Source organism: Streptomyces bauhiniae (genome assembly GCF_004784475.1).
GTDB classification, from domain to species: Bacteria; Actinomycetota; Actinomycetes; order Streptomycetales; family Streptomycetaceae; genus Streptomyces; species Streptomyces seoulensis.
The window spans coordinates 781,428-798,746 of the sequence record NZ_SRRT01000002.1 but is presented as its reverse complement, the minus strand read 5'-3'; the positions used below and the strand labels follow the sequence as shown (position 1 = coordinate 798,746).

Genomic DNA, 17,319 nt, shown 5'->3' with positions numbered 1-17,319 from the left:
GGTCCTAGATCATCAGTGCTATCGCCATGGCCAGCAGGCCGACCGCGACCAGGGCCACCACCAGCATGATCAGGGTGAGCGGTACCGGCCCCCAGGCCCGGCGCGGCTCGGCGTGGGAGATGCCGGCCGAGGTGCTGCCCTCGGCGGGTGGGGTCTCGTTGGGCGGTACCCGGGGGCGCTCCGGGTCGGGGCTGGTCATGACGGCCACTCCTCTCCTGGGCCGGGCCGTGACACCCGCCGAGTACCCATGGGCCGAACGGCTCTCGCCGGGCGCCGCCCGTTGTTCCGGCCGGGCGGGCCGGGTACGTGCCCTGCATGGACGGCTTCGACGTGGACCCCGCGTTGCGGGACGCACTGGACCGGCTCACCCTGCTGGACCAGACCGCCGGCGTACTGGCGAGCACGCTCGACGCGGCGGAGGGGGTCAGCCGGGTGTGCCGGGTGCTCGTGCCCGCGCTGGCCGACTGGAGCGTGGGCGACCTGATGGACGAGGCGGGCCGGCTGGAGCGCGTCTGCGTCACCCGCCGGGAGCCCGGCGCCCCGATGGTCGGCACGACCGGTGTGCTGCCCGGCGTGGGGGAGGACTCCGACGACCCGTGGTCACGGGTGCTGCGCGGGGCGGGCGCGCTGCTGCTGTCCGCCGAGCAGTTCGCGCCGGACCGGGAGATCCCCGACCCGCTGCACGCGCTGAACAGCGAGCTGTTCCGGCGGCTGGAGGGCGCCTCGGGCATCGTCGCGCCGCTGCGCGCCCGGCGCCGGGTGCTCGGCGCGCTGACCCTGGTCCGCGAGCCCGGCCGGACCCCGTTCGGGGAGGCGGACCTGGCGCTGGTGGAGGGGCTGGCGCACCGGGTGGCGCTCGCCGTGGACAACGCCCGGCTGCACGCCGAGGTGCAGACCATCGCCGAGCGCATGCAGCGCTCGCTGCTGCCCCGGCTGCCCGTCATCGACGGCCTGCGCATCGCCGCCCGCTACGTCCCCGCCGCCTCGTCCGCGCAGGTGGGCGGCGACTGGTACGACAGCTTCGTACTGCCCCAGGGCGACATCTCACTGATCATCGGCGACGTCACCGGCCATGACCTCCAGGCGGCGGTGGCCATGAGCCAGATCCGCAACATGCTGCGCGGCATCGCCTGCGACCGCCAGGAGCCGCCCGGCCGCATCCTGCACCGGCTGGACCTGGCGATGGCCGTTCTCTACCCGCACCAGACCGCCACCTGCGTCTACGCCCTGCTCAAGGACGACGGGGCCGGCCGGTACCGGCTGAACTGGGCGTCCGCCGGGCACTTGCCACCGCTGCTGGTCACCCCGGCCGGGGACACCACGTACCTGGACGCCGCGCGCGGCATCGTGCTCGGTGTGGCCCCCGAGGCGGAGCGGGCCGGCGCCAGTACCCCGCTGCCGCCCGCGAGCACCCTGCTGCTCTACACCGACGGCCTGGTCGAACGCCGGGGCGAGTCCCTCGACCACGGCCTCATCCGGCTGCGCCAGCACGCGGCCACCCTGGTCGACCAGGACCTGGACGTGATGTGCGAGGAACTGCTCACCGGCCTCGCCCCGGACGCCGAGGACGACGTGGCCCTGATCGCCCTGCGCCTGCCCGCCTCCCCCCTCTGACGCGGGCCGGGACGAAGGAGGCGGGCATGACAGGGGGGTCCGCGTGGCACCCGCCCTGTGTGCGAGGGATACATGCAGCATGGCAAGGACTTACGGCGGACCTCTCCGCGGCGGGGGCCGCCGCGCGACGGGCCTGGTCGGGGCCGAGCCGTGACCGCGACCTCGTCGTGCAGGTGCTCAAGGCCGCGCTGGCCGCCTGGGTGGCCTGGGCGGTGGCGGGCTGGTGGCTTCAGGCGCCGGTGGCGTTCGTCGCCCCCTGGGTGGCGGTGGTGCTGGTCGAGTCCACCGTCTACCGCTCCCTCACCCATGGCCTCCAGCAGCTCGCGGCGATCGCGGTGGGCACCGTCGTGGCCACCGTCGTAGGGCTGCTGCTCCCGCACACCGAGGCCGCGATGGCCGTCGTCCTCCCGCTGGTGCTGCTGCTCGGCCAGTGGCACCGGCTCGGCAGCCAGGGCATCTACGCGGCCACCGGCGCCCTGTTCACCCTGACCGCCGGACCCGTCTCCGTCGTCACCTCCGCCGCCCGGCTCGGCGAGGCGCTGTTCGGCGCGCTGGTCGGCCTCGCCGTCAACGCCCTGATCCGGCCGCCCGTCTACCTGCGCGACGCCCGCGCCCTGCTCCAGGACGCGGCCGACGAGACCCATGACATCCTTCAGCAGGTCGCCGAGGGCCTCGCCGACGGCCGCCTCGACCCCGACGACGTGAAGGGCTGGCACGACCGCGCCGTACGGCTCTACCCGCTGGTCGAGCAGGCCAAGGCCGCCGTCGGCTGGAACCGGGAGAGCCTGCGCATCAACCTCCGCCACCGGCCCAAGACCGTACCGGGGGCCGGCCGGGGCTACGACGACGCGGTCACCGTGCTGGAGTACGCGGCCGTGCACACCGCGGGCGTCACCCGCACCGTGCTGGAGACCGTCTCCGACGACGACGAGACCACCCGGCTGGAACCGAGCCTGGCCCGGCACTACGCCCGCTACCTCAGCCTGACCGCCCACGCCCTGCGCCTGTACAGCAACAGCCGCTTCGGACCCGCGAGCGAGGACGGCCTGCGTGAGGCGGTGCGGGACATGCGCGAGACGCTCGGCACCCTGCGCCAGGACCTGGTCCGCTCCAGCAGCGACGACCCCTCCGGAATCGCCGTCTACGGCGCCCTGCTCGCCCAGGCCCACCGGCTGGCCCGCCAGATGGTCCTCTCCGCCGACTGACCCGGTTACGGGCAGCCGTCCTCCGGGTACTCGGCGGGACGCGAGGGGCGACTTCGGCCAGGGAGGGCGACGCATGACCGCCGAGGACCACACGGTGCGCGCGGGGCGCCGCACCGTCGAGCTGCACCGGCCGGAGAAGGTGCTCTTCCCGGCCGACGGCGACCACCCGGCGTACACCAAGGCGGATCTCGTGGCGTACTACCGCGAGATGGCGCCCTTCATGCTGCCGGGGCTGCGCGGGCGGCCGCTGATGCTGGAGCGGTATCCCGACGGGATCGACGGGCCCCGGTTCATGCAGAAGAACACCCCGGAGTACTACCCGGAGTGGATCACGCGGGCCGAGGTGCCCAAGGAGGGCGGCACGGTCTGCCACACCGTGTGCGACAGCGCCGCCACCCTGCTCTACCTCGCCGACCAGGCATGTCTGACCCCGCACCGCTGGCTGTCCCGCGTGGACCACCCGGACGAGCCCGACCTGCTGGTCTTCGACCTCGACCCGGCCGAGGGCGCCGACGACTTCGGGCGGGTGCGCGAGGCGGCCCACTGGCTCGGCGAGGTGCTTCAGGAGCTGAAGCTGCCCTCGGTGCTGATGACCACCGGCTCGCGCGGCCTGCACGTCACCGTTCCGCTGCTGCCGAGGCAGGACTTCGACGCGGTGCGCGGCTTCGCCCGTGACGTGGCCGACCTGCTCGTCGCCCGGCACCCCGACCGGCTGACCACCGCCGCCCGCAAACGGGACCGCGGCGACCGCCTCTACCTCGACGTGCAGCGCAACGGCTACGCCCAGACCGCCGTGGCCCCCTACGGCGTGCGCGCCCGCCCCGGCGCCCCCGTCGCCACCCCGCTCGCCTGGGACCAGATCGACGACCCGGACCTCGGCCCCCGCCGCTGGACCATCGCCGACGCCGTCGACCAGGCCCGCACCCACCCCTGGCCCGCCCTGCGCGGCCACGCCCTGGACCCGGCCCGGCGCCGGCTTGAGGAGATCGTGTGATGCAGACACCCTCGACCACGGCCGCCCCCGACTCCCTCGTCTCCCCGGTGAACTCGCACAACGAGTGGGACCCGCTGGAGGAGATCGTCGTCGGGCGTCTCGAAGGCGCCACGATCCCGTCCAAGCACGCCGTGGTGTCCTGCAACGTGCCCCGCTGGGCCGCCAGACTCCAGGGGCTCGCGGCCGGGCGAAGATACCCGCGCACGCTGATCCGCCGGGCGCAGCGCGAGCTGGACGAGTTCGCCGGCCTGCTGGGCTCCCTCGGCGTCACGGTGACCCGCCCGGACGCGGTCGAGCACCGGCGCCCCTTCGCCACCCCCGACTGGTCCGCCAGGGGCTTCTGCAACACCTGCCCCCGCGACAGCCTGCTCGTCGTCGGCGACGAGATCATCGAGACGCCGATGGCCTGGCCCTGCCGGTACTTCGAGACCCACTCCTACCGCGCCCTCCTCAAGGATTACTTCCGGCGCGGCGCCCGCTGGACCGCGGCCCCGAAACCCCAGCTCACCGACGAGCTGTACGAACGGGACTTCCGGGTGCCGGGCCCGGACGAGCCGATGCGGTACGTCCTCACCGAGTTCGAGCCGGTCTTCGACGCGGCGGACTTCGTACGCGCCGGGTACGACCTCTTCGTGACCCGCAGCAACGTCACCAACGCCATGGGGATCGAGTGGCTGCGCCGGCACCTCGGGCCCCGGTACCGGGTCCACGAGATCGAGAGCCGCTGCCGTACGCCCATGCACATCGACACCACCCTCGTGCTGCTCGCGCCGGGCAAGGTGATGGTCAACCCGGAGTACATCGACGTCGACCGGCTGCCCGACGTGCTGAAGTCCTGGGACGTGCTGGTCGCGCCGGAACCCGACCCGATCCACGACCCCCTGCTCAAGGTCACCTCGATGTGCGGCAAGTGGCTCAGCATGAACGTGCTGATGCTCGACGAGAAGCGGGTGATCGTCGAGCGCCACCACACCGGCATGGTGCGCGCCCTGGAGCGGTGGGGGTTCGAGACCATCCCCTGCGACCTGCTGCACTACGCGCCCTTCGGCGGCTCCTTCCACTGCGCCACCCTCGACGTCCGGCGCCGGGGCGTGGCGCAGTCCTACTTCCCCTGAGGGCGGCGGCTCAGGTGTGCCGGGCGTGCACCGGGCTGTTGGCCACCTCGTCCGGGCACTTGCGGTGGGCCCGCCGGCCCGGCCGGTCGCGGCGCCAGTCGAAGGCGGCGAGTGCCAGCGAGGCGGCCATGCCGATCAGCGCGGCGATCAGGGCTGTCACCAGGGCGGTGCGGTAGTCGCCGTGGGTGCTGCCGAGCACCACGTAGAACAGGCCGGGCAGCGCGGCCGTACCCACCGCGGCACCGAGCCGCTGGCCGGTCTGGAGGGCGCCGCCGGCCGCGCCCGCCATGCGCACCGGGACGTCGCGCAGGGTCATGGTGATGTTGGGGGACACCACGAAGCCGGAGCCGATCCCGCCGATGAACAGCACCGGCGCGGCCACCCAGGGCGCGATGTCGAGCGGCGCGAGGCGCAGCAGCAGCGCGGTGCCGCCGAGGCCCACGATCACCCCCACCAGCCCGCACACCGTCAGCACCCGGCCGAACCGCTCCACCAGCCGCCCCGCGAGCACGGCCGCGCTCGCCGACCCGATGGCGAAGGCCGTCACGGCGAGGCCCGACTTGAGCGGGGAGTAGCCGAGCCCGTGCTGGTAGAACAGCGCGAACACCAGCCACACCCCGCTGAACCCGACGAAGTACAGCGTGCCCACCCCGGCGCCGACCGCGTAGCCGCGCACCGTGCTGAACAGCCGCGGATCGAGCAGCGGCTGCTTCTCCCGGGCGACCAGGCGCCGCTGCCACCACACGAAGGCGACCAGCAGCACCCCCGCGACCGGGAACAGCCACCACAGCCGCGCGAGCCCGCCCGAGTCCGCCTGGACCAGCGGATACATCAGCGCCAGCACCCCGGTGCCCAGCAGCAGGATGCCCGGCACGTCCACGCTCCCGCGCCCCTTGCGCTCGATACGGGGCAGCAGCCGGCGGCCCAGCAGGACCGCGAGGAGCCCGATCGGGACGTTGACGTAGAAGATCCACCGCCAGCCCTGCTCGCCGGAGGCCAGGGCGAGGATGGTGCCGCCGGTGATCGGGCCGATCGCGGAGGAGATGCCCACGGTCGCGCCGAAGAAGCCGAAGGCCCGGCCGCGCTCGGCGCCCCGGAACATCTGCTGGATCAGGGCCGAGTTCTGCGGCGCCATGAACCCCGCCGCCAGCCCCTGGCAGAGCCGGGCCAGCACCAGGAGTGTGATGTCCGGTGCCGCGCCGCACGCCGCGCTGAAGATCACGAATCCGCTGAGCGCCAGCAGGAAGATCCGCCGCCGGTCCAGCGCGTCGCCCAGCCGCCCGGCGGTGACCAGGGCGAGGGCGAAGGTCAGGGCGTACCCGGAGACCACCCACTGCACCTCGGCCGGGGTGGCGTGCAGGTCCCGCTGGATGGTGGGGAGCGCGACCGCGACGATCGTCACGTCCAGCAGGCTCATGAAACCGGCGACCAGGGTCACCCACAGGGCCCGCCACCGGCGGGGGTCCGGCTCGTACCCGTCCTCGGGTGCGGACGGCCGCCCGCCGCCCGCCGTCGATGCCGACGCAGTCACCAGGGCTCCTCTCACCGGGGACGAACACACCGGGCATCCGAGTTCCCCCGCGGGCCGCCCAGCACTCGTACGGCCCCTCTTTGATCACCCTCGGTAGCGGCGCGGACGCCCAGTGAAGAGGATCGTTTGAGCGCGCGCTGACTGCGCAGGTGTTCTGCTTGAAAACGTGTACGGCGAAAGGAACACCCATGGCGGCCCTCGACAACGAAGATCCGGTGAACCCCGGCGCGGTCAGACGCCACCGTGTGCTCTTCCGCGCGATCGAGCGGCGGCGCAACCCCAAGCTGCGCCGCAGCGACATCACCGTGACGGACCAGGCCGCCGTGAAGCGTGCCACCAAGGCGGCCGCGCTCGGCAACGCCATGGAGTGGTACGACTTCGGCATCTACAGCTACCTCGCCGCCACCCTCGGCAAGGTGTTCTTCCCCTCGGGGAACGACACGGTGCAGTTGCTCAGCTCGTTCGCCACCTTCGCCGTCGCCTTCCTGGTGCGCCCGCTCGGCGGCATGGTCTTCGGTCCGCTCGGCGACAAGATCGGCCGTAAGCGCGTCCTGTCCATGACCATGATCATGATGGCGGTGGGCACCTTCGCCATCGGTCTGATCCCCTCGCACGCCGCCATCGGCCTGTGGGCCCCGGCCCTGCTGATCCTCTTCCGGCTGATCCAGGGCTTCTCGACCGGCGGCGAGTACGGCGGCGCCTCCACCTTCATCGCGGAGTACGCCCCGGACAAGCGGCGCGGGTTCTTCGGCAGCTTCCTGGAGTTCGGCACGCTCGCCGGATACGTCGGCGCCTCCGGCCTGGTCGTCATCCTGAGCACCGTGTTCAGCGAGGACCAGATGCTGCACTGGGGCTGGCGCATCCCGTTCCTGGTCGCCGCGCCGCTCGGCTTCATCGGCCTCTACCTGCGGCTCAAGCTGGACGAGACCCCCGCCTTCCAGAAGCTGGAGGGCGGCAACGTCCGGGCGACCGAGGCCGCCGACGCCGTGGAGACCTCGGCCACCGCCGACCTCGGCAAGATCTTCACCCGGTACTGGCGGCCGCTGGTGCTGTGCCTCGCGCTCGTCGCGGCGTACAACATCACCGACTACATGCTGCTGTCGTACATGCCGACCTATCTGTCGGACGAGCTGGGCTACCCCACCAACCACGGGCTGCTGATCCTGCTGCTCGTGATGGTGCTCCAGATGTGCGTCATCAACCAGGTCGGCCGGCTCTCCGACCGCTTCGGCCGCAAGCCGCTGCTGATGACCGGGATGCTCGGGTTCGTCTTCCTCTCCGTGCCGGCCTTCCTGCTCATCCGCCAGGGCAGCGTCGTCCTCATCACGGTGGGCCTGCTGATGATGGGCCTCTCCCTGGTGGCGATGCTCGGCACGATGTCGGCGGCGCTCCCGGCGATCTTCCCGACCCAGGTGCGCTACGGCTCCCTGTCGGTGGCCTACAACCTCGCCACCTCCATCTTCGGCGGCACGACCCCGCTGGTGATCACCTACCTGATCAGCGTCTTCCACACCAACCTCATGCCGGCCTACTACGCCACCGCGGCCGCGGTCGTCGGTGTGATCGCGGTGCTGTGCATGAAGGAGACGGCCAACAAGCCGCTCGCGGGCTCGCCCCCGGCCGTGGAGACGGAGCAGGAGGCCGCGGAGATCGTCCAGGCCCAGGTCCCGGCGCCCAAGTTCTGACCCGCGCCGGACCCCCGTACGACGGAACGCCCCCAGCCATCGCGGCACGGGGGCGTTCCGTCGTCTGCGGCCGAGGCGCCTACGGCTTGATGCCCACCGCGGTCCACAGGCTGACCTCCGCGTCCGTGGCGGTCGGCTCGGTGTCCGGACGCCAGCGGTGGCCGACCTCGACGCCGGGCTCCAGCAGCTCCAGCCCGTCGAAGAAGCGCGCCACGTCCGCGCGGGAGCGGAACTGCACCGGCGTGCCGGCACCGTGGTAGATGTCGGTGACCTTCTGCCAGGTCGGCGCGTCGAAGTCGGGCGTGCAGTGGCTCAGGGCCAGCGCGCTGCCCGACGGGAGCACGTCCAGCAGCCGGCTGACGATGCCGTACGGGTCCCGGTCGTCCGGCACGAAGTGCATCAGGGCGTTCAGGGAGAGCGCGACGGGCTGCCTCATGTCCAGCACGTCGGTCAGCTCGGGGGCGTCCAGCAGCGACTGCGGGTCGTTGACGTCCGCCTCGATGTACGCGGTGCGCCCCTCGGCGGTGCTGCGCATCAGGCGCTCGGCGTACTTGAGGACCAGCGGGTCGTTGTCGGCGTACACCACCCGCGCGTCGGCCACCACGGACTGGGCGACCTGGTGCAGGTTCGGCTCGGTGGGGATGCCGGTGCCGATGTCCAGCCACTGCCGGATGCCGTGCTCGCGGGCGAGGACGCGGGTGGCGCGGTGCATGAAGGCGCGGTTCTCGCGGGCGCACACGAAGATGCCGGGATAGGCGGAGGCCACCGCCTCGGCGGCGTGCTTGTCTATCTCGAAGTGGTCCTTGCCGCCCAGGTAGTAGTCGTACATCCGGGCGGAGTGGGGCCTGCTGGTGTCGATGTCCCGCGCCGCGTGTGAGTTGGTCATCCTGTCCCTTTTCGGTGTGTGCGTGGGGGGAGAAGTCAGCCGTTGGTCAGATGGTCGGCGAGGCCCCGCTTGACCCCCGCGACGAACGCGGTGATCTCCTCCGGGGTGTAGATCAGCGCGGGTCCGGCGGGGTCGGTCGACTGGCGCAGCGCCACCCGGCCGTCGGCGAGCTGCTTGGTCTGTACGCACTGGCCGCCGTTGGGGCCGCTCCACGGCGACTCCCAGCCCTGCTCGCCGAGGTCGGAGGCGGGCATCCCGTTGTAGGCGTGGCCGCGGCCGTCGATGGTGGTCATGAGTACTCCTTGCGCATGCGGTTCAGGAGTGCCCTGCTCTGCGCGTCGGAGGACAGCAGGGACATGCGGTTGTGCGCCTCCAGATGGGCGACGACGTCGGAGCGCTGGTCCAGGTACATCGCGCCGGAGAGGATCTCGCTGTAGACGATGTCCGGCAGCTCCGGCTCCTCGAACCGGAAGTACGTGAACGGCGCGCACGCCCCCACATGGGCCCCGGCGGCGAACGGCACCACATCGACGCTGACGTGCGGCAGCTCGGAGAACTCCAGCAGCCGGTCGATCTGCTCCCGCATCACCTCGGGCCCGCCCACCACCCGGTGCAGCACGGCCTCCTCCATCACGACCCACAGCGTCGGCGAGTCGGCGCGCTCCAGCAGGGCGCTGCGGCGCAGCCGCAGGTCCACCCGGCGCGCCAGGTCCTCGTCGCCCTCGTTCGGGAAGCCGCCGGCGAGGACGGCGCGCGCGTACGCGGGGGTCTGGAGCAGGCCCGTCACATAGTGCGGCTCGTAGGTGCGCAGGGTCTTCGCGCCCGTCTCCAGGCTCACGTACGCGCTGAACCAGCCCGGCACCACGTCACGGTAGGCGTGCCACCAGCCGGGCTCGTTGGCCCGGTCGGCGAAGGCGACGAACTCCTCCCGCTCCTGCCGGTCCGCGCCGTACGTCTCCAGCAGCTTCTCCACATAGAGGGGCTTGAGCGCCACCTCCGCCTTCTCCAGCCGGCGGATGGTCAGGGCCGTGACCCTGAGCGCCCGCGCCGCGTCCTCCAGCGAGACGCCCGCCTCCTGGCGCCGCTCCTGCAGCCTGCGGCCCAGGACCATGCGCAGCACGGTGGGCGCACTGGCGCCACTGCCCGCGCTCGAACGGCCTTCACTCACGCCCTACCTCCTGATGGGCTGTCACTCGTAAGAGTGTGACAGGGAGTTGGTGAATCAACCAGACGGATAGCGGCTCTCTGTAATTATCAGGGAGTCGGTTGCAGCCTGAACTCGGTTGCGAGCATAGTTACTTGAGTGACCGCCTCACGGAAGGCAATCATCGTGACCCCCACCACGACCTCGTCACCGGACCTGTTAGACGTCGCGGACCCGGACCAGACGCACTGGATCACTTTGCGATCGCACCATTCCAGCGTCCGGATCGCCCGCCGCTCCATGCGGGACCGGCTGACCGGCTGGCCGCTGCCGGGAGACCTGCGCGCGGACGCCGTGCTGCTCGTCTCGGAGCTGGCCACCAACGCCGTCCTGCACACCTCCAGCGTGCGCATCCTCTGCGGCATCGGGCTCATCGCCCCCGGCCGCCTGCGTATCGAGGTGCACGACCACGACTACTCCGGCCAGGGCCTCACCCGGCGCGAACCCGGCCCCGACGACGAGGGCGGCCGGGGCCTGGTGCTCGTCGAGCAGCTCGCCGACTCCTGGGGCGTCGACCGCTCCCGGCTCACCAGCGGCAACGCGGTCTGGGCGACCTTGAGTCCCTGATCAGCCTTCGGCGGGCGTGAGTTGGGCCAGTAACAGGGTCCGGTCGTCCGTGCCGCTCGTGCCCGAGGGCGCGTGCAGCAGGTGCTCGCACAGCGCGGGCAGATCGGCGCCCAGTTCGGGAGCGGCCGCGTCCAGGGAGTCGGCCAGGCGGGCTATCTGGTGGTCTATGTCGGCCTCGCGGGACTCCACCAGACCGTCGCTGTACAGCACCAGCAGGGCGGGCTCCGGGACGTTGAACACGGTCGCCTCGTAGTGGCCGGTGCCGAGTCCCAAGGGCAGGCCGGGCTCCGTCAGGGGGATCGGAGCCGTCTTCCCGTCCGGGCCGCGCAGCAGCGGGGGCGGATGGCCCGCGCTCACCACGGTGCAGGTGCGCTCCGCCGGCGACCACTCGGCGTACACACAGGTGGCGAAGGAAGCACCGGGCGTGTCACAGGCCAGTGCGTCGAGCCGGCGCACCAGATCCACCGCCGGTATGTCGAACCCGGCGAACGCCCGTACCGCCGTGCGGAGTTGGAGCATGGCGACGGCGGACTCCGGGCCGTGGCCCATCGCGTCGCCCACGATCAGGCTGACCCGCCCGTCCGGCCGCCGCAGCACGTCGTACCAGTCGCCGCCTATCACCGTGTCCTCCCCGGCGGGCAGCGAGCCGTGGCTCACCCGGCACCCCTCGAAGCGCTGCAGCGTGCCCGAGGGCAGGCTGCCGCGGATGGCCAGCGTGGTGCGCCGCTCGTGCTCGTAGCGGCGGGCGTTGTCCAGGGCGACCGAGGCCCGCGCCGCCAGCGCCTCCACGGCCGCCACCTCGGTGGACCCGAACGGCTCCCGGTGCGGACCCCGCGTGCACGCGACGAAGCCGATCGCGGCCCCCCGCACCCGCAGCGGCACCACCAGGAAGGACGCCGTCCGTAGCAACTCGTCCATCCGCGCGTCCCCGTTGCCGGAGGCGCGCAGCCGCGCCGAGGTGTGCGGGTCCACCGAGTCCAGCAACTGCGCCTGCCCCGAGGACAACGCGCGGGCGTACGGCGTCTCGCGGGGGAAGACGATCACCTCGCCGACCGGCAGCAGCTTCTCCCAGTCCTCGCGCGCGTCCGCCCCCACCCGCAGCGCCAGCCGGTGCGCCTCGATGCGCGGCGGGTCCGGCGCCACGCCCGCGTTCTCCCCCCGGCGCCACCGCTCCAGCAGGTACACCGAGGCCGCGTCGGCGAAGGCGGGGGCCAGCGCGTGGGTGAACTGGGCGCCGGTCAGGGCGAGATCGAGCGCCGAGCCGATCGCGTCGGCGGCGGGGGTCAGGAGCGGCCGGCGCGGCGAGGTCCGGGCGGCGGGCGGTTCGTCGATGCGGCTGCGCGGGTCGTTCCGCAGAGTCGTGCCTTTCCGGGGGTGAGGGCGACCGACCGCGCGCCGGGCCGTGGGAGGCGGGGCGGGGCGTCGCTCGTCGTTCCGGGCAACTATATGATGCGTCGTCAAGTCGCATGCGAGGGAAGGAAGTTGCGATGTCCGACAGCGCGGTGGCAGGTTCCGGGTCAGAGCCCGACAAGGCGAGCGTCGCCCGGATGTACGACGCGATGCTGGGCGGACAGCACAACTTCGCCATCGACCGGGAGGCGGTGGCCGCCTTCACCGCCATCGACCCCCAGGTGCGTACGCTCGCACGGGCCAACCGGGACTTCCTCGGCCGGGCCGTGCGCTTCCTGATCGACTCCGGGGTACGGCAGTTCATCGACCTCGGCTCCGGCATCCCCACCCAGGGCAACGTCCACGAGGTGGCCCAGGCGGCCGACCCGGACGCCCGCGTGGTGTACGTCGACAACGATCCGGTCGCCGTGGCGCACAGCGCGTCCCTGCTCGCGGACAACCCGTACGCGGACATCGTCGACGGCGACATCCGCAGGCCCGCCGACATCCTGCAGTCGCCGCAGCTCCGTAAGCTGATCGACTTCGAGCAGCCCGTCGCCGTACTGATGATCACGATCCTGCACTTCATCACCCCGGAGGAGGACCCGCGCGCCCTCGTCGGCGCCTTCCGGGACGCGCTGCCCGAGGGGAGCTGGCTGGCGATGTCCCACGCGACCAACCAGGACCGCCCCGACACCGCCGCCGCCGTCGGGCAGCTCTACCGGTCCCGCGCCACCTCTCCGGTGACCGCCCGCTCGTACGAGGAGATCCTCGGCCTCTTCGACGGCTTCGACCTCGCCGAGCCCGGCCTGGTCCACGTCCCGCTGTGGCGCCCCGACCCGGCGGAGGCCCTGCCGGACAACCCGACCGAGTACTGGGTGTACGCGGGGGTCGGGCGGACCACCCCGAGGTAGGGGATTGAGGCCGGGGCGCACGGGCACTTGGTGGCCAGAAGGGCGGCGGGCGTTCCGCCGTCCGGCTGGTGGCAGGGGAAAGGCCGTGCTCATGGACAGAAGACCGACGCAGGCGCACGATCCCGGCCGCGCCCCCACCCCGCCCCTGCTGCCCGGCGGCTACGACCCCGCCGACTACGCCGGGACCGTGGCCCGCAGCGCCGAGACGGCCGGGGTGTCGCCGGTGCTGCTGATGACCGTGCTGCACAACGAGGCGTACAAACCGCACCACCCGCTCCTGGAGCGCCTCTGGCAGTGGTGGAAGCCCGGCGCGTCCTTCGGTGTGGCCAACATGCACCGGGCGGCCTTCGAGTCGGTCCGGCGCGCGTACGGTCTGTCGGGGCGCTGGGAAGACCTGCGGGACGATCCCGCGTTCGCCGTCCGCGTCGCCGCCCTGCACCTCAGGGACCTCGACCGGGCCCTCCCGCGTACCGACGTGCGCCGCTACACCCGCGACGAGCTGCTCGCCCTCGGCTACAACGCGGGCGAACGGAACATGCGGGCCTTCGCGCGGGGCGTCCCGCCGGGGCCCATGGCGCGGTCGTACCTGCGGCGCTACCGGGAGTACCGGGGCCGGGCCGCCGACGCGCTGGCCGAGGGCGGCCGGCCGGGCGACCCGGACGCGCTGGCCGGCTGAGCCGCCCACCGGATGCAGACGGCCGGTTTCTGGGTGACGGTAGTCGGAGGGGCCCACCGGCACGCTGCGCGCCGCCGGAGGGTCCACCACGGCGACGGCGAGGAGGAACTGTGGCTACTTCCGATCACCAGCACGAGGGCCCCGCGGACGGCGGGGCGGCCGGCGAGCCCGGTGTGCACGACGGCGGTGCGGACGGCAGCGCCGAAGGTCCTGCGGACGGCGGTGCGGCGGGCGTTCCCGGCGTGCACGACGGTGGCGCGGACGGCAGTGCCGAGGGTCCGGCGGACGGCGGCGCGGCCGGTGTTCCCGGTGTCCACGACGGCGGAGCCGACGGGAGCGCGGACGAGGGCGCCGAGGGTCCCGCCGACGGGGGCGCGGCCGGTGTCCCCGGTGTCCACGACGGCGGCGCGGACGGTGGCGCCGACGACGGTGCCGAGGGTCCGGCCGACGGTGGTGCCGCCGGTCAGCCCGGTGTACACGACGGTGGCGCGGACGGCGGCGCTTGAGCGGCCCGGCCGACTCCCCTGATCCCGGCACCCCCACGGGTGCCGGGATTCTGGAGCGCCGTCTGACCGGCCTCGCCCCCGACGTCTTCGCACGGGACGTCTGGTCGCGCACCGCGCTGCTCACCCGGCACGCGAGCGACTTCTCCGACGTGCTCGACGCCGGCGCGGTGGACGAACTCCTCGCGCGCCGGGGCCTGCGCACGCCCTTCCTCCGCGTCGCCAAGAACGGCACCGTGCTCCCCGAGTCGTCCTACACCTCGCCCGGCGGAGTCGGCGCCACCATCGCCGACCAGCTCGACGACACCAAGCTGTGGCGGCTGTTCGCCGACGGCGCCACCCTCGTCCTCCAGGCCCTCCAGCGCACCTGGGCGCCGGTCGGGGAACTGTGCGCCGCGCTGGGCGCCGAGCTGGGGCACCCGGTGCAGGCCAACGCCTACATCACCCCGCCGCAGAACCAGGGCTTCAACGACCACTACGACGTCCACGACGTGTTCGTGATCCAGATCCAGGGCAGCAAGCGCTGGCTCGTCCACGAGCCCGTCCACCGCGACCCCCTCCGGGACCAGCCGTGGACCGACCACCGGGCCGCCGTCGCCGAGGCGGCGGAGGGGCCCGCGTACATCGACACCGTGCTGGAGCCCGGCGACGTCCTCTATCTGCCGCGCGGCTGGCTGCACGCCGCCCGCGCCAAGGGCGAGGTCTCCGTCCATCTGACCCTCGGCGTCCACGTCTGGACCCGGTACGCGCTGGCCGAACAGCTCGCCGAAGCCGCCCTCGCCGCGCTCCGCGAGGACCCCTGGACCCGTGCCACGCTGCCGCTCGGCGCCGACGCCACGGCCGAGGTGCTCGACGGCGTCCGCGCCCGCCTCACCGCGGCCGTCGCCGACGCCGACCCCGCCCCGCTGTTCCACCGCACCCGGCGCGGCCAGGGCCGTCCGGCGCCGCTCGGCCCGCTGGCCCAGCTCGCCGCCGTCGACGCCCTCGCCCCCGAGTCGCCCGTACGCCTGCGCGACGCCCTGGAGGCCCGGCTGGAGGGGGCCCGGCTGATGACCCGCGTCGGCTGGCTCGACCTCCCCGCGGCCGACCTGCCCGCCGTGACCCGCCTGCTGGACGGCGAGGTCCGTACGGCCGGTGACCTCGGGCTCCCCCTCGCCGGACGGCTGCTCCGCGCGGGCGTGCTGCTGCCGGGCGGACAGTAGCGGCCCGGTGACCACCACCGACCGGTTCTTCTGCGCCGACGCCGCCCGGATACGCGGCGACTCCCTCGCGGGCACCGCGCCGCGCGGCACGGTCTGGGTGCTGATCGAGTACCGGGGCGCCTGGCCGACCAACGGCTACGACGGCATCGACCTGGACCCGGTCGTCAAGGCCCACGTCTGGGCCGCCGCCCACGCCGTACGCGCCCGCATCTTCCTCATCAGGCGGCTCGTCCGTCCCAGACCCGAGGGGCCCGGCCGCTGGGCCGTACTGCACTACGAGCGGTCGGGCGCCTACCGCCAGCGCTGGGGCACCTGGAGCAGCGACCAGGACCTCGTGGAGATCGCCGAGGCCCTCCGGTCGCCGGGTCATCTCGACGAGCCGCCGGTCGTCCTGGTCTGTGTGCACGGGCAGCACGACATCTGCTGCGCGGTACGCGGCCGGCCCGTGGCGCGGGCGCTCAGCGAGCGGTGGCCCAACCTCGTCTGGGAGTGCACCCACGTGGGCGGGGACCGGTTCGCCGCCAACGTGGTCGTCGTCCCCGACGGGACGTACTACGGCCTCCTCGACCCCGCCTCGGCCGTGGGCGTGGTCGAGGAGCACCTCGCCGGGCGCATCCACCCCGACTTCCTGCGCGGGTACACCGACCTGGCCCCGCCCCAGCAGGTCGCCGTCGCCGCGCTGCTCGCCCGCTTCGGCCCGGCCGGGCGGCACGACTACACGGTCACCGGCACCGCGCGCGACGGCGACGACTGGCGCGTCCGCGTCGAACTCCACGCGCCGCACCCGACCGCGTTCGACATCGAGGTGCACGCCCACCGCACGGCCCCCTACCGGCTCACCTGCCGGGGCCCGGTACCGAGCCCGGCGGTCGCCTATGAGGTGCGGTCCATCCACTCGGCCTGACCGCTTGCCTTGAAGTCCACGCGAAGTCCTAGCGTCGTCAAGGGACTTCACCGGAAGGAACACCATGACCAGCACCTGGTTCATCACGGGCACCTCGTCCGGCTTCGGCCGCCTCCTCACCGAGCGGCTGCTCGCACGCGGGGACCGGGTGGCGGCCACCCTGCGCCGCCCCGAGGCCCTGGACGACCTGCGCGCCGAGTACGGCGACCGGCTCTGGACCGCCCGCCTCGACGTCACCGACACCGCCGAGACCGAGCGGGTCGTCGCCGACGCCTTCGCGGACCTGGGCGAGATCGACGTGATCGTCAACAACGCGGGGTACGGCGTCTTCGCCTCCGTGGAGGAGGCCACCGAGGAACAGATCCGGCGGGTGATCGACACCAACCTGCTCGGCTCCATCCACGTCATCCGCGCCGCCCTGCCCCATCTGCGCGCCCAGGGCCACGGCCGCATCCTCCAGGTCTCCACCGCCGGCGGCCAGACCACGTACCCCGGCTTCGGCTACTACCACGCCTCCAAGTGGGGCATCGAGGGCTTCTGCGAGACGGTCGCCCGGGAGATCGCCCCGTTCGGCATCACCCTCACCATCGTGGAACCCGGCGCCACCCCGACCGGCTTCGGCGCCTCCCTGGACACCGCCCCGCCCATGCCGGAATACGCCGACACCCCAGCCGGCGAGGTCCGGCAGGCCCTCACTGACGGCACCTTCGTCCTGCCCAACGCCCCGGAGAAGATCGCCCAGGCCATGATCGACCTGGTCGACTCCGGCGCGGCCCCGCTCCGCCTGCCCCTCGGTTCGGACACGTACGACGACATCCGCGCCTCCCTGACGACCCGCCTGGCGGAGCACGACGCGCACCGGGACACGGCGTACTCGGTGGTCGGCGAGGAAATCGAGGCCACGTGAAAAAGGTGACGTGAACTGTCACC

General features: G+C 73.0%; 18 protein-coding genes. 12 read left to right on the top strand and 6 right to left on the bottom strand.

Annotated features, from left to right (window positions below):
• Nucleotides 1-4 precede the first annotated feature (4 nt).
• Complete coding sequence (locus E5083_RS08890; protein WP_135785039.1) at nt 5-199, bottom strand: DUF6480 family protein; 195 nt, start codon at nt 197-199, stop codon at nt 5-7.
• 116 nt (nt 200-315) lie between these two features.
• On the opposite strand from E5083_RS08890, the gene E5083_RS08885 reads away from it, so the two are divergent.
• From E5083_RS08885 to E5083_RS08870, 4 genes are all read left to right on the top strand, one after another.
• The gene (locus E5083_RS08885; protein ID WP_135785038.1) at nt 316-1,614 is read left to right on the top strand and encodes a PP2C family protein-serine/threonine phosphatase; all 1,299 of its coding nucleotides are present in this window, start codon (nt 316-318) and stop codon (nt 1,612-1,614) included.
• A gap of 167 nt (nt 1,615-1,781) precedes the next feature.
• Nucleotides 1,782-2,819: an aromatic acid exporter family protein gene (locus E5083_RS08880; RefSeq protein ID WP_244317435.1), complete on the top strand. Its 1,038-nt coding sequence runs from the start codon at nt 1,782-1,784 to the stop codon at nt 2,817-2,819.
• 73 nt (nt 2,820-2,892) lie between these two features.
• A complete protein-coding gene (ligD, locus tag E5083_RS08875) occupies nt 2,893-3,813 on the top strand; it encodes a non-homologous end-joining DNA ligase (protein WP_135785036.1) in 921 nt (306 codons plus the stop codon).
• On the top strand, nt 3,813-4,928 hold the full coding sequence (locus E5083_RS08870; RefSeq protein ID WP_135785035.1) for an amidinotransferase: 1,116 nt from the start codon (nt 3,813-3,815) through the stop codon (nt 4,926-4,928). The genes ligD and E5083_RS08870 overlap by 1 nt, the downstream gene beginning before the upstream one ends.
• Nucleotides 4,929-4,938: 10 nt before the next feature.
• Here E5083_RS08870 and E5083_RS08865 read toward each other — a convergent pair whose 3' ends face one another.
• On the bottom strand, nt 4,939-6,459 hold the full coding sequence (locus E5083_RS08865; protein WP_135785034.1) for an MFS transporter: 1,521 nt from the start codon (nt 6,457-6,459) through the stop codon (nt 4,939-4,941).
• Nucleotides 6,460-6,647: 188 nt separating this feature from the next.
• Here E5083_RS08865 and proP point away from each other — a divergent pair, with 188 nt between their 5' ends.
• Nucleotides 6,648-8,144 (top strand): glycine betaine/L-proline transporter ProP, encoded by a 1,497-nt coding sequence (gene proP, locus E5083_RS08860; protein ID WP_135785033.1) that lies wholly within the window; start codon nt 6,648-6,650, stop codon nt 8,142-8,144.
• 79 nt (nt 8,145-8,223) lie between these two features.
• Here proP and E5083_RS08855 read toward each other — a convergent pair whose 3' ends face one another.
• The 3 genes from E5083_RS08855 to E5083_RS08845 are packed head-to-tail and all read right to left on the bottom strand — an operon-like array spanning nt 8,224 to nt 10,198.
• Entirely contained in the window at nt 8,224-9,030 is an 807-nt protein-coding gene (locus tag E5083_RS08855; protein WP_135785032.1) for an SAM-dependent methyltransferase, read from the bottom strand.
• A gap of 35 nt (nt 9,031-9,065) precedes the next feature.
• Nucleotides 9,066-9,323, bottom strand: a complete 258-nt coding sequence (locus E5083_RS08850) for a DUF397 domain-containing protein (protein WP_031181346.1) — start codon at nt 9,321-9,323, stop codon at nt 9,066-9,068.
• A complete protein-coding gene (locus E5083_RS08845; protein ID WP_135785031.1) occupies nt 9,320-10,198 on the bottom strand; it encodes a helix-turn-helix domain-containing protein in 879 nt (292 codons plus the stop codon). Before E5083_RS08845 ends, E5083_RS08850 begins: the two co-directional genes overlap by 4 nt.
• 162 nt (nt 10,199-10,360) lie before the next feature.
• On the opposite strand from E5083_RS08845, the gene E5083_RS08840 reads away from it, so the two are divergent.
• Nucleotides 10,361-10,801 (top strand): ATP-binding protein, encoded by a 441-nt coding sequence (locus E5083_RS08840; protein WP_135785030.1) that lies wholly within the window; start codon nt 10,361-10,363, stop codon nt 10,799-10,801.
• Here the strand turns inward: E5083_RS08840 and E5083_RS08835 are convergent, their stop codons facing one another.
• Nucleotides 10,802-12,262: a PP2C family protein-serine/threonine phosphatase gene (locus E5083_RS08835; protein ID WP_425276703.1), complete on the bottom strand. Its 1,461-nt coding sequence runs from the start codon at nt 12,260-12,262 to the stop codon at nt 10,802-10,804.
• Between the two features lie 26 nt (nt 12,263-12,288).
• Here E5083_RS08835 and E5083_RS08830 point away from each other — a divergent pair, with 26 nt between their 5' ends.
• The 6 genes from E5083_RS08830 (at nt 12,289) to E5083_RS08805 (ending at nt 17,296) form a co-directional block, all read left to right on the top strand.
• Nucleotides 12,289-13,104 carry an SAM-dependent methyltransferase gene (locus tag E5083_RS08830; RefSeq protein ID WP_135785029.1) on the top strand — a complete coding sequence of 272 codons (816 nt, stop codon included), beginning with the start codon at nt 12,289-12,291 and terminating at the stop codon, nt 13,102-13,104.
• A gap of 91 nt (nt 13,105-13,195) precedes the next feature.
• Nucleotides 13,196-13,780, top strand: coding sequence for a lytic transglycosylase domain-containing protein (locus E5083_RS08825; protein WP_135785028.1), 585 nt, complete (start codon nt 13,196-13,198; stop codon nt 13,778-13,780).
• Nucleotides 13,781-13,890: 110 nt separating this feature from the next.
• Nucleotides 13,891-14,286, top strand: coding sequence for a BatC protein (locus E5083_RS08820; protein WP_135785027.1), 396 nt, complete (start codon nt 13,891-13,893; stop codon nt 14,284-14,286).
• On the top strand, nt 14,283-15,485 hold the full coding sequence (locus E5083_RS08815; RefSeq protein ID WP_135785026.1) for a cupin domain-containing protein: 1,203 nt from the start codon (nt 14,283-14,285) through the stop codon (nt 15,483-15,485). Before E5083_RS08820 ends, E5083_RS08815 begins: the two co-directional genes overlap by 4 nt.
• Before the next feature lie 7 nt (nt 15,486-15,492).
• A complete protein-coding gene (locus E5083_RS08810; protein ID WP_135785025.1) occupies nt 15,493-16,389 on the top strand; it encodes a sucrase ferredoxin in 897 nt (298 codons plus the stop codon).
• Between the two features lie 64 nt (nt 16,390-16,453).
• On the top strand, nt 16,454-17,296 hold the full coding sequence (locus E5083_RS08805; protein ID WP_135785024.1) for an SDR family oxidoreductase: 843 nt from the start codon (nt 16,454-16,456) through the stop codon (nt 17,294-17,296).
• Nucleotides 17,297-17,319 lie beyond the last annotated feature (23 nt).

Bases quoted from the DNA above. Each gene is read 5' to 3' on its own strand.
- E5083_RS08890 (WP_135785039.1), bottom strand. From the start codon at position 199: ATGACCAGCCCCGACCCGGAGCGCCCCCGGGTACCGCCCAACGAGACC.
- E5083_RS08885 (WP_135785038.1), top strand. From the start codon at position 316: ATGGACGGCTTCGACGTGGACCCCGCGTTGCGGGACGCACTGGACCGG.
- ligD (WP_135785036.1), top strand. From the start codon at position 2,893: ATGACCGCCGAGGACCACACGGTGCGCGCGGGGCGCCGCACCGTCGAG.
- E5083_RS08870 (WP_135785035.1), top strand. From the start codon at position 3,813: ATGCAGACACCCTCGACCACGGCCGCCCCCGACTCCCTCGTCTCCCCG.
- proP (WP_135785033.1), top strand. From the start codon at position 6,648: ATGGCGGCCCTCGACAACGAAGATCCGGTGAACCCCGGCGCGGTCAGA.
- E5083_RS08855 (WP_135785032.1), bottom strand. From the start codon at position 9,030: ATGACCAACTCACACGCGGCGCGGGACATCGACACCAGCAGGCCCCAC.
- E5083_RS08850 (WP_031181346.1), bottom strand. From the start codon at position 9,323: ATGACCACCATCGACGGCCGCGGCCACGCCTACAACGGGATGCCCGCC.
- E5083_RS08830 (WP_135785029.1), top strand. From the start codon at position 12,289: ATGTCCGACAGCGCGGTGGCAGGTTCCGGGTCAGAGCCCGACAAGGCG.
- E5083_RS08825 (WP_135785028.1), top strand. From the start codon at position 13,196: ATGGACAGAAGACCGACGCAGGCGCACGATCCCGGCCGCGCCCCCACC.
- E5083_RS08805 (WP_135785024.1), top strand. From the start codon at position 16,454: ATGACCAGCACCTGGTTCATCACGGGCACCTCGTCCGGCTTCGGCCGC.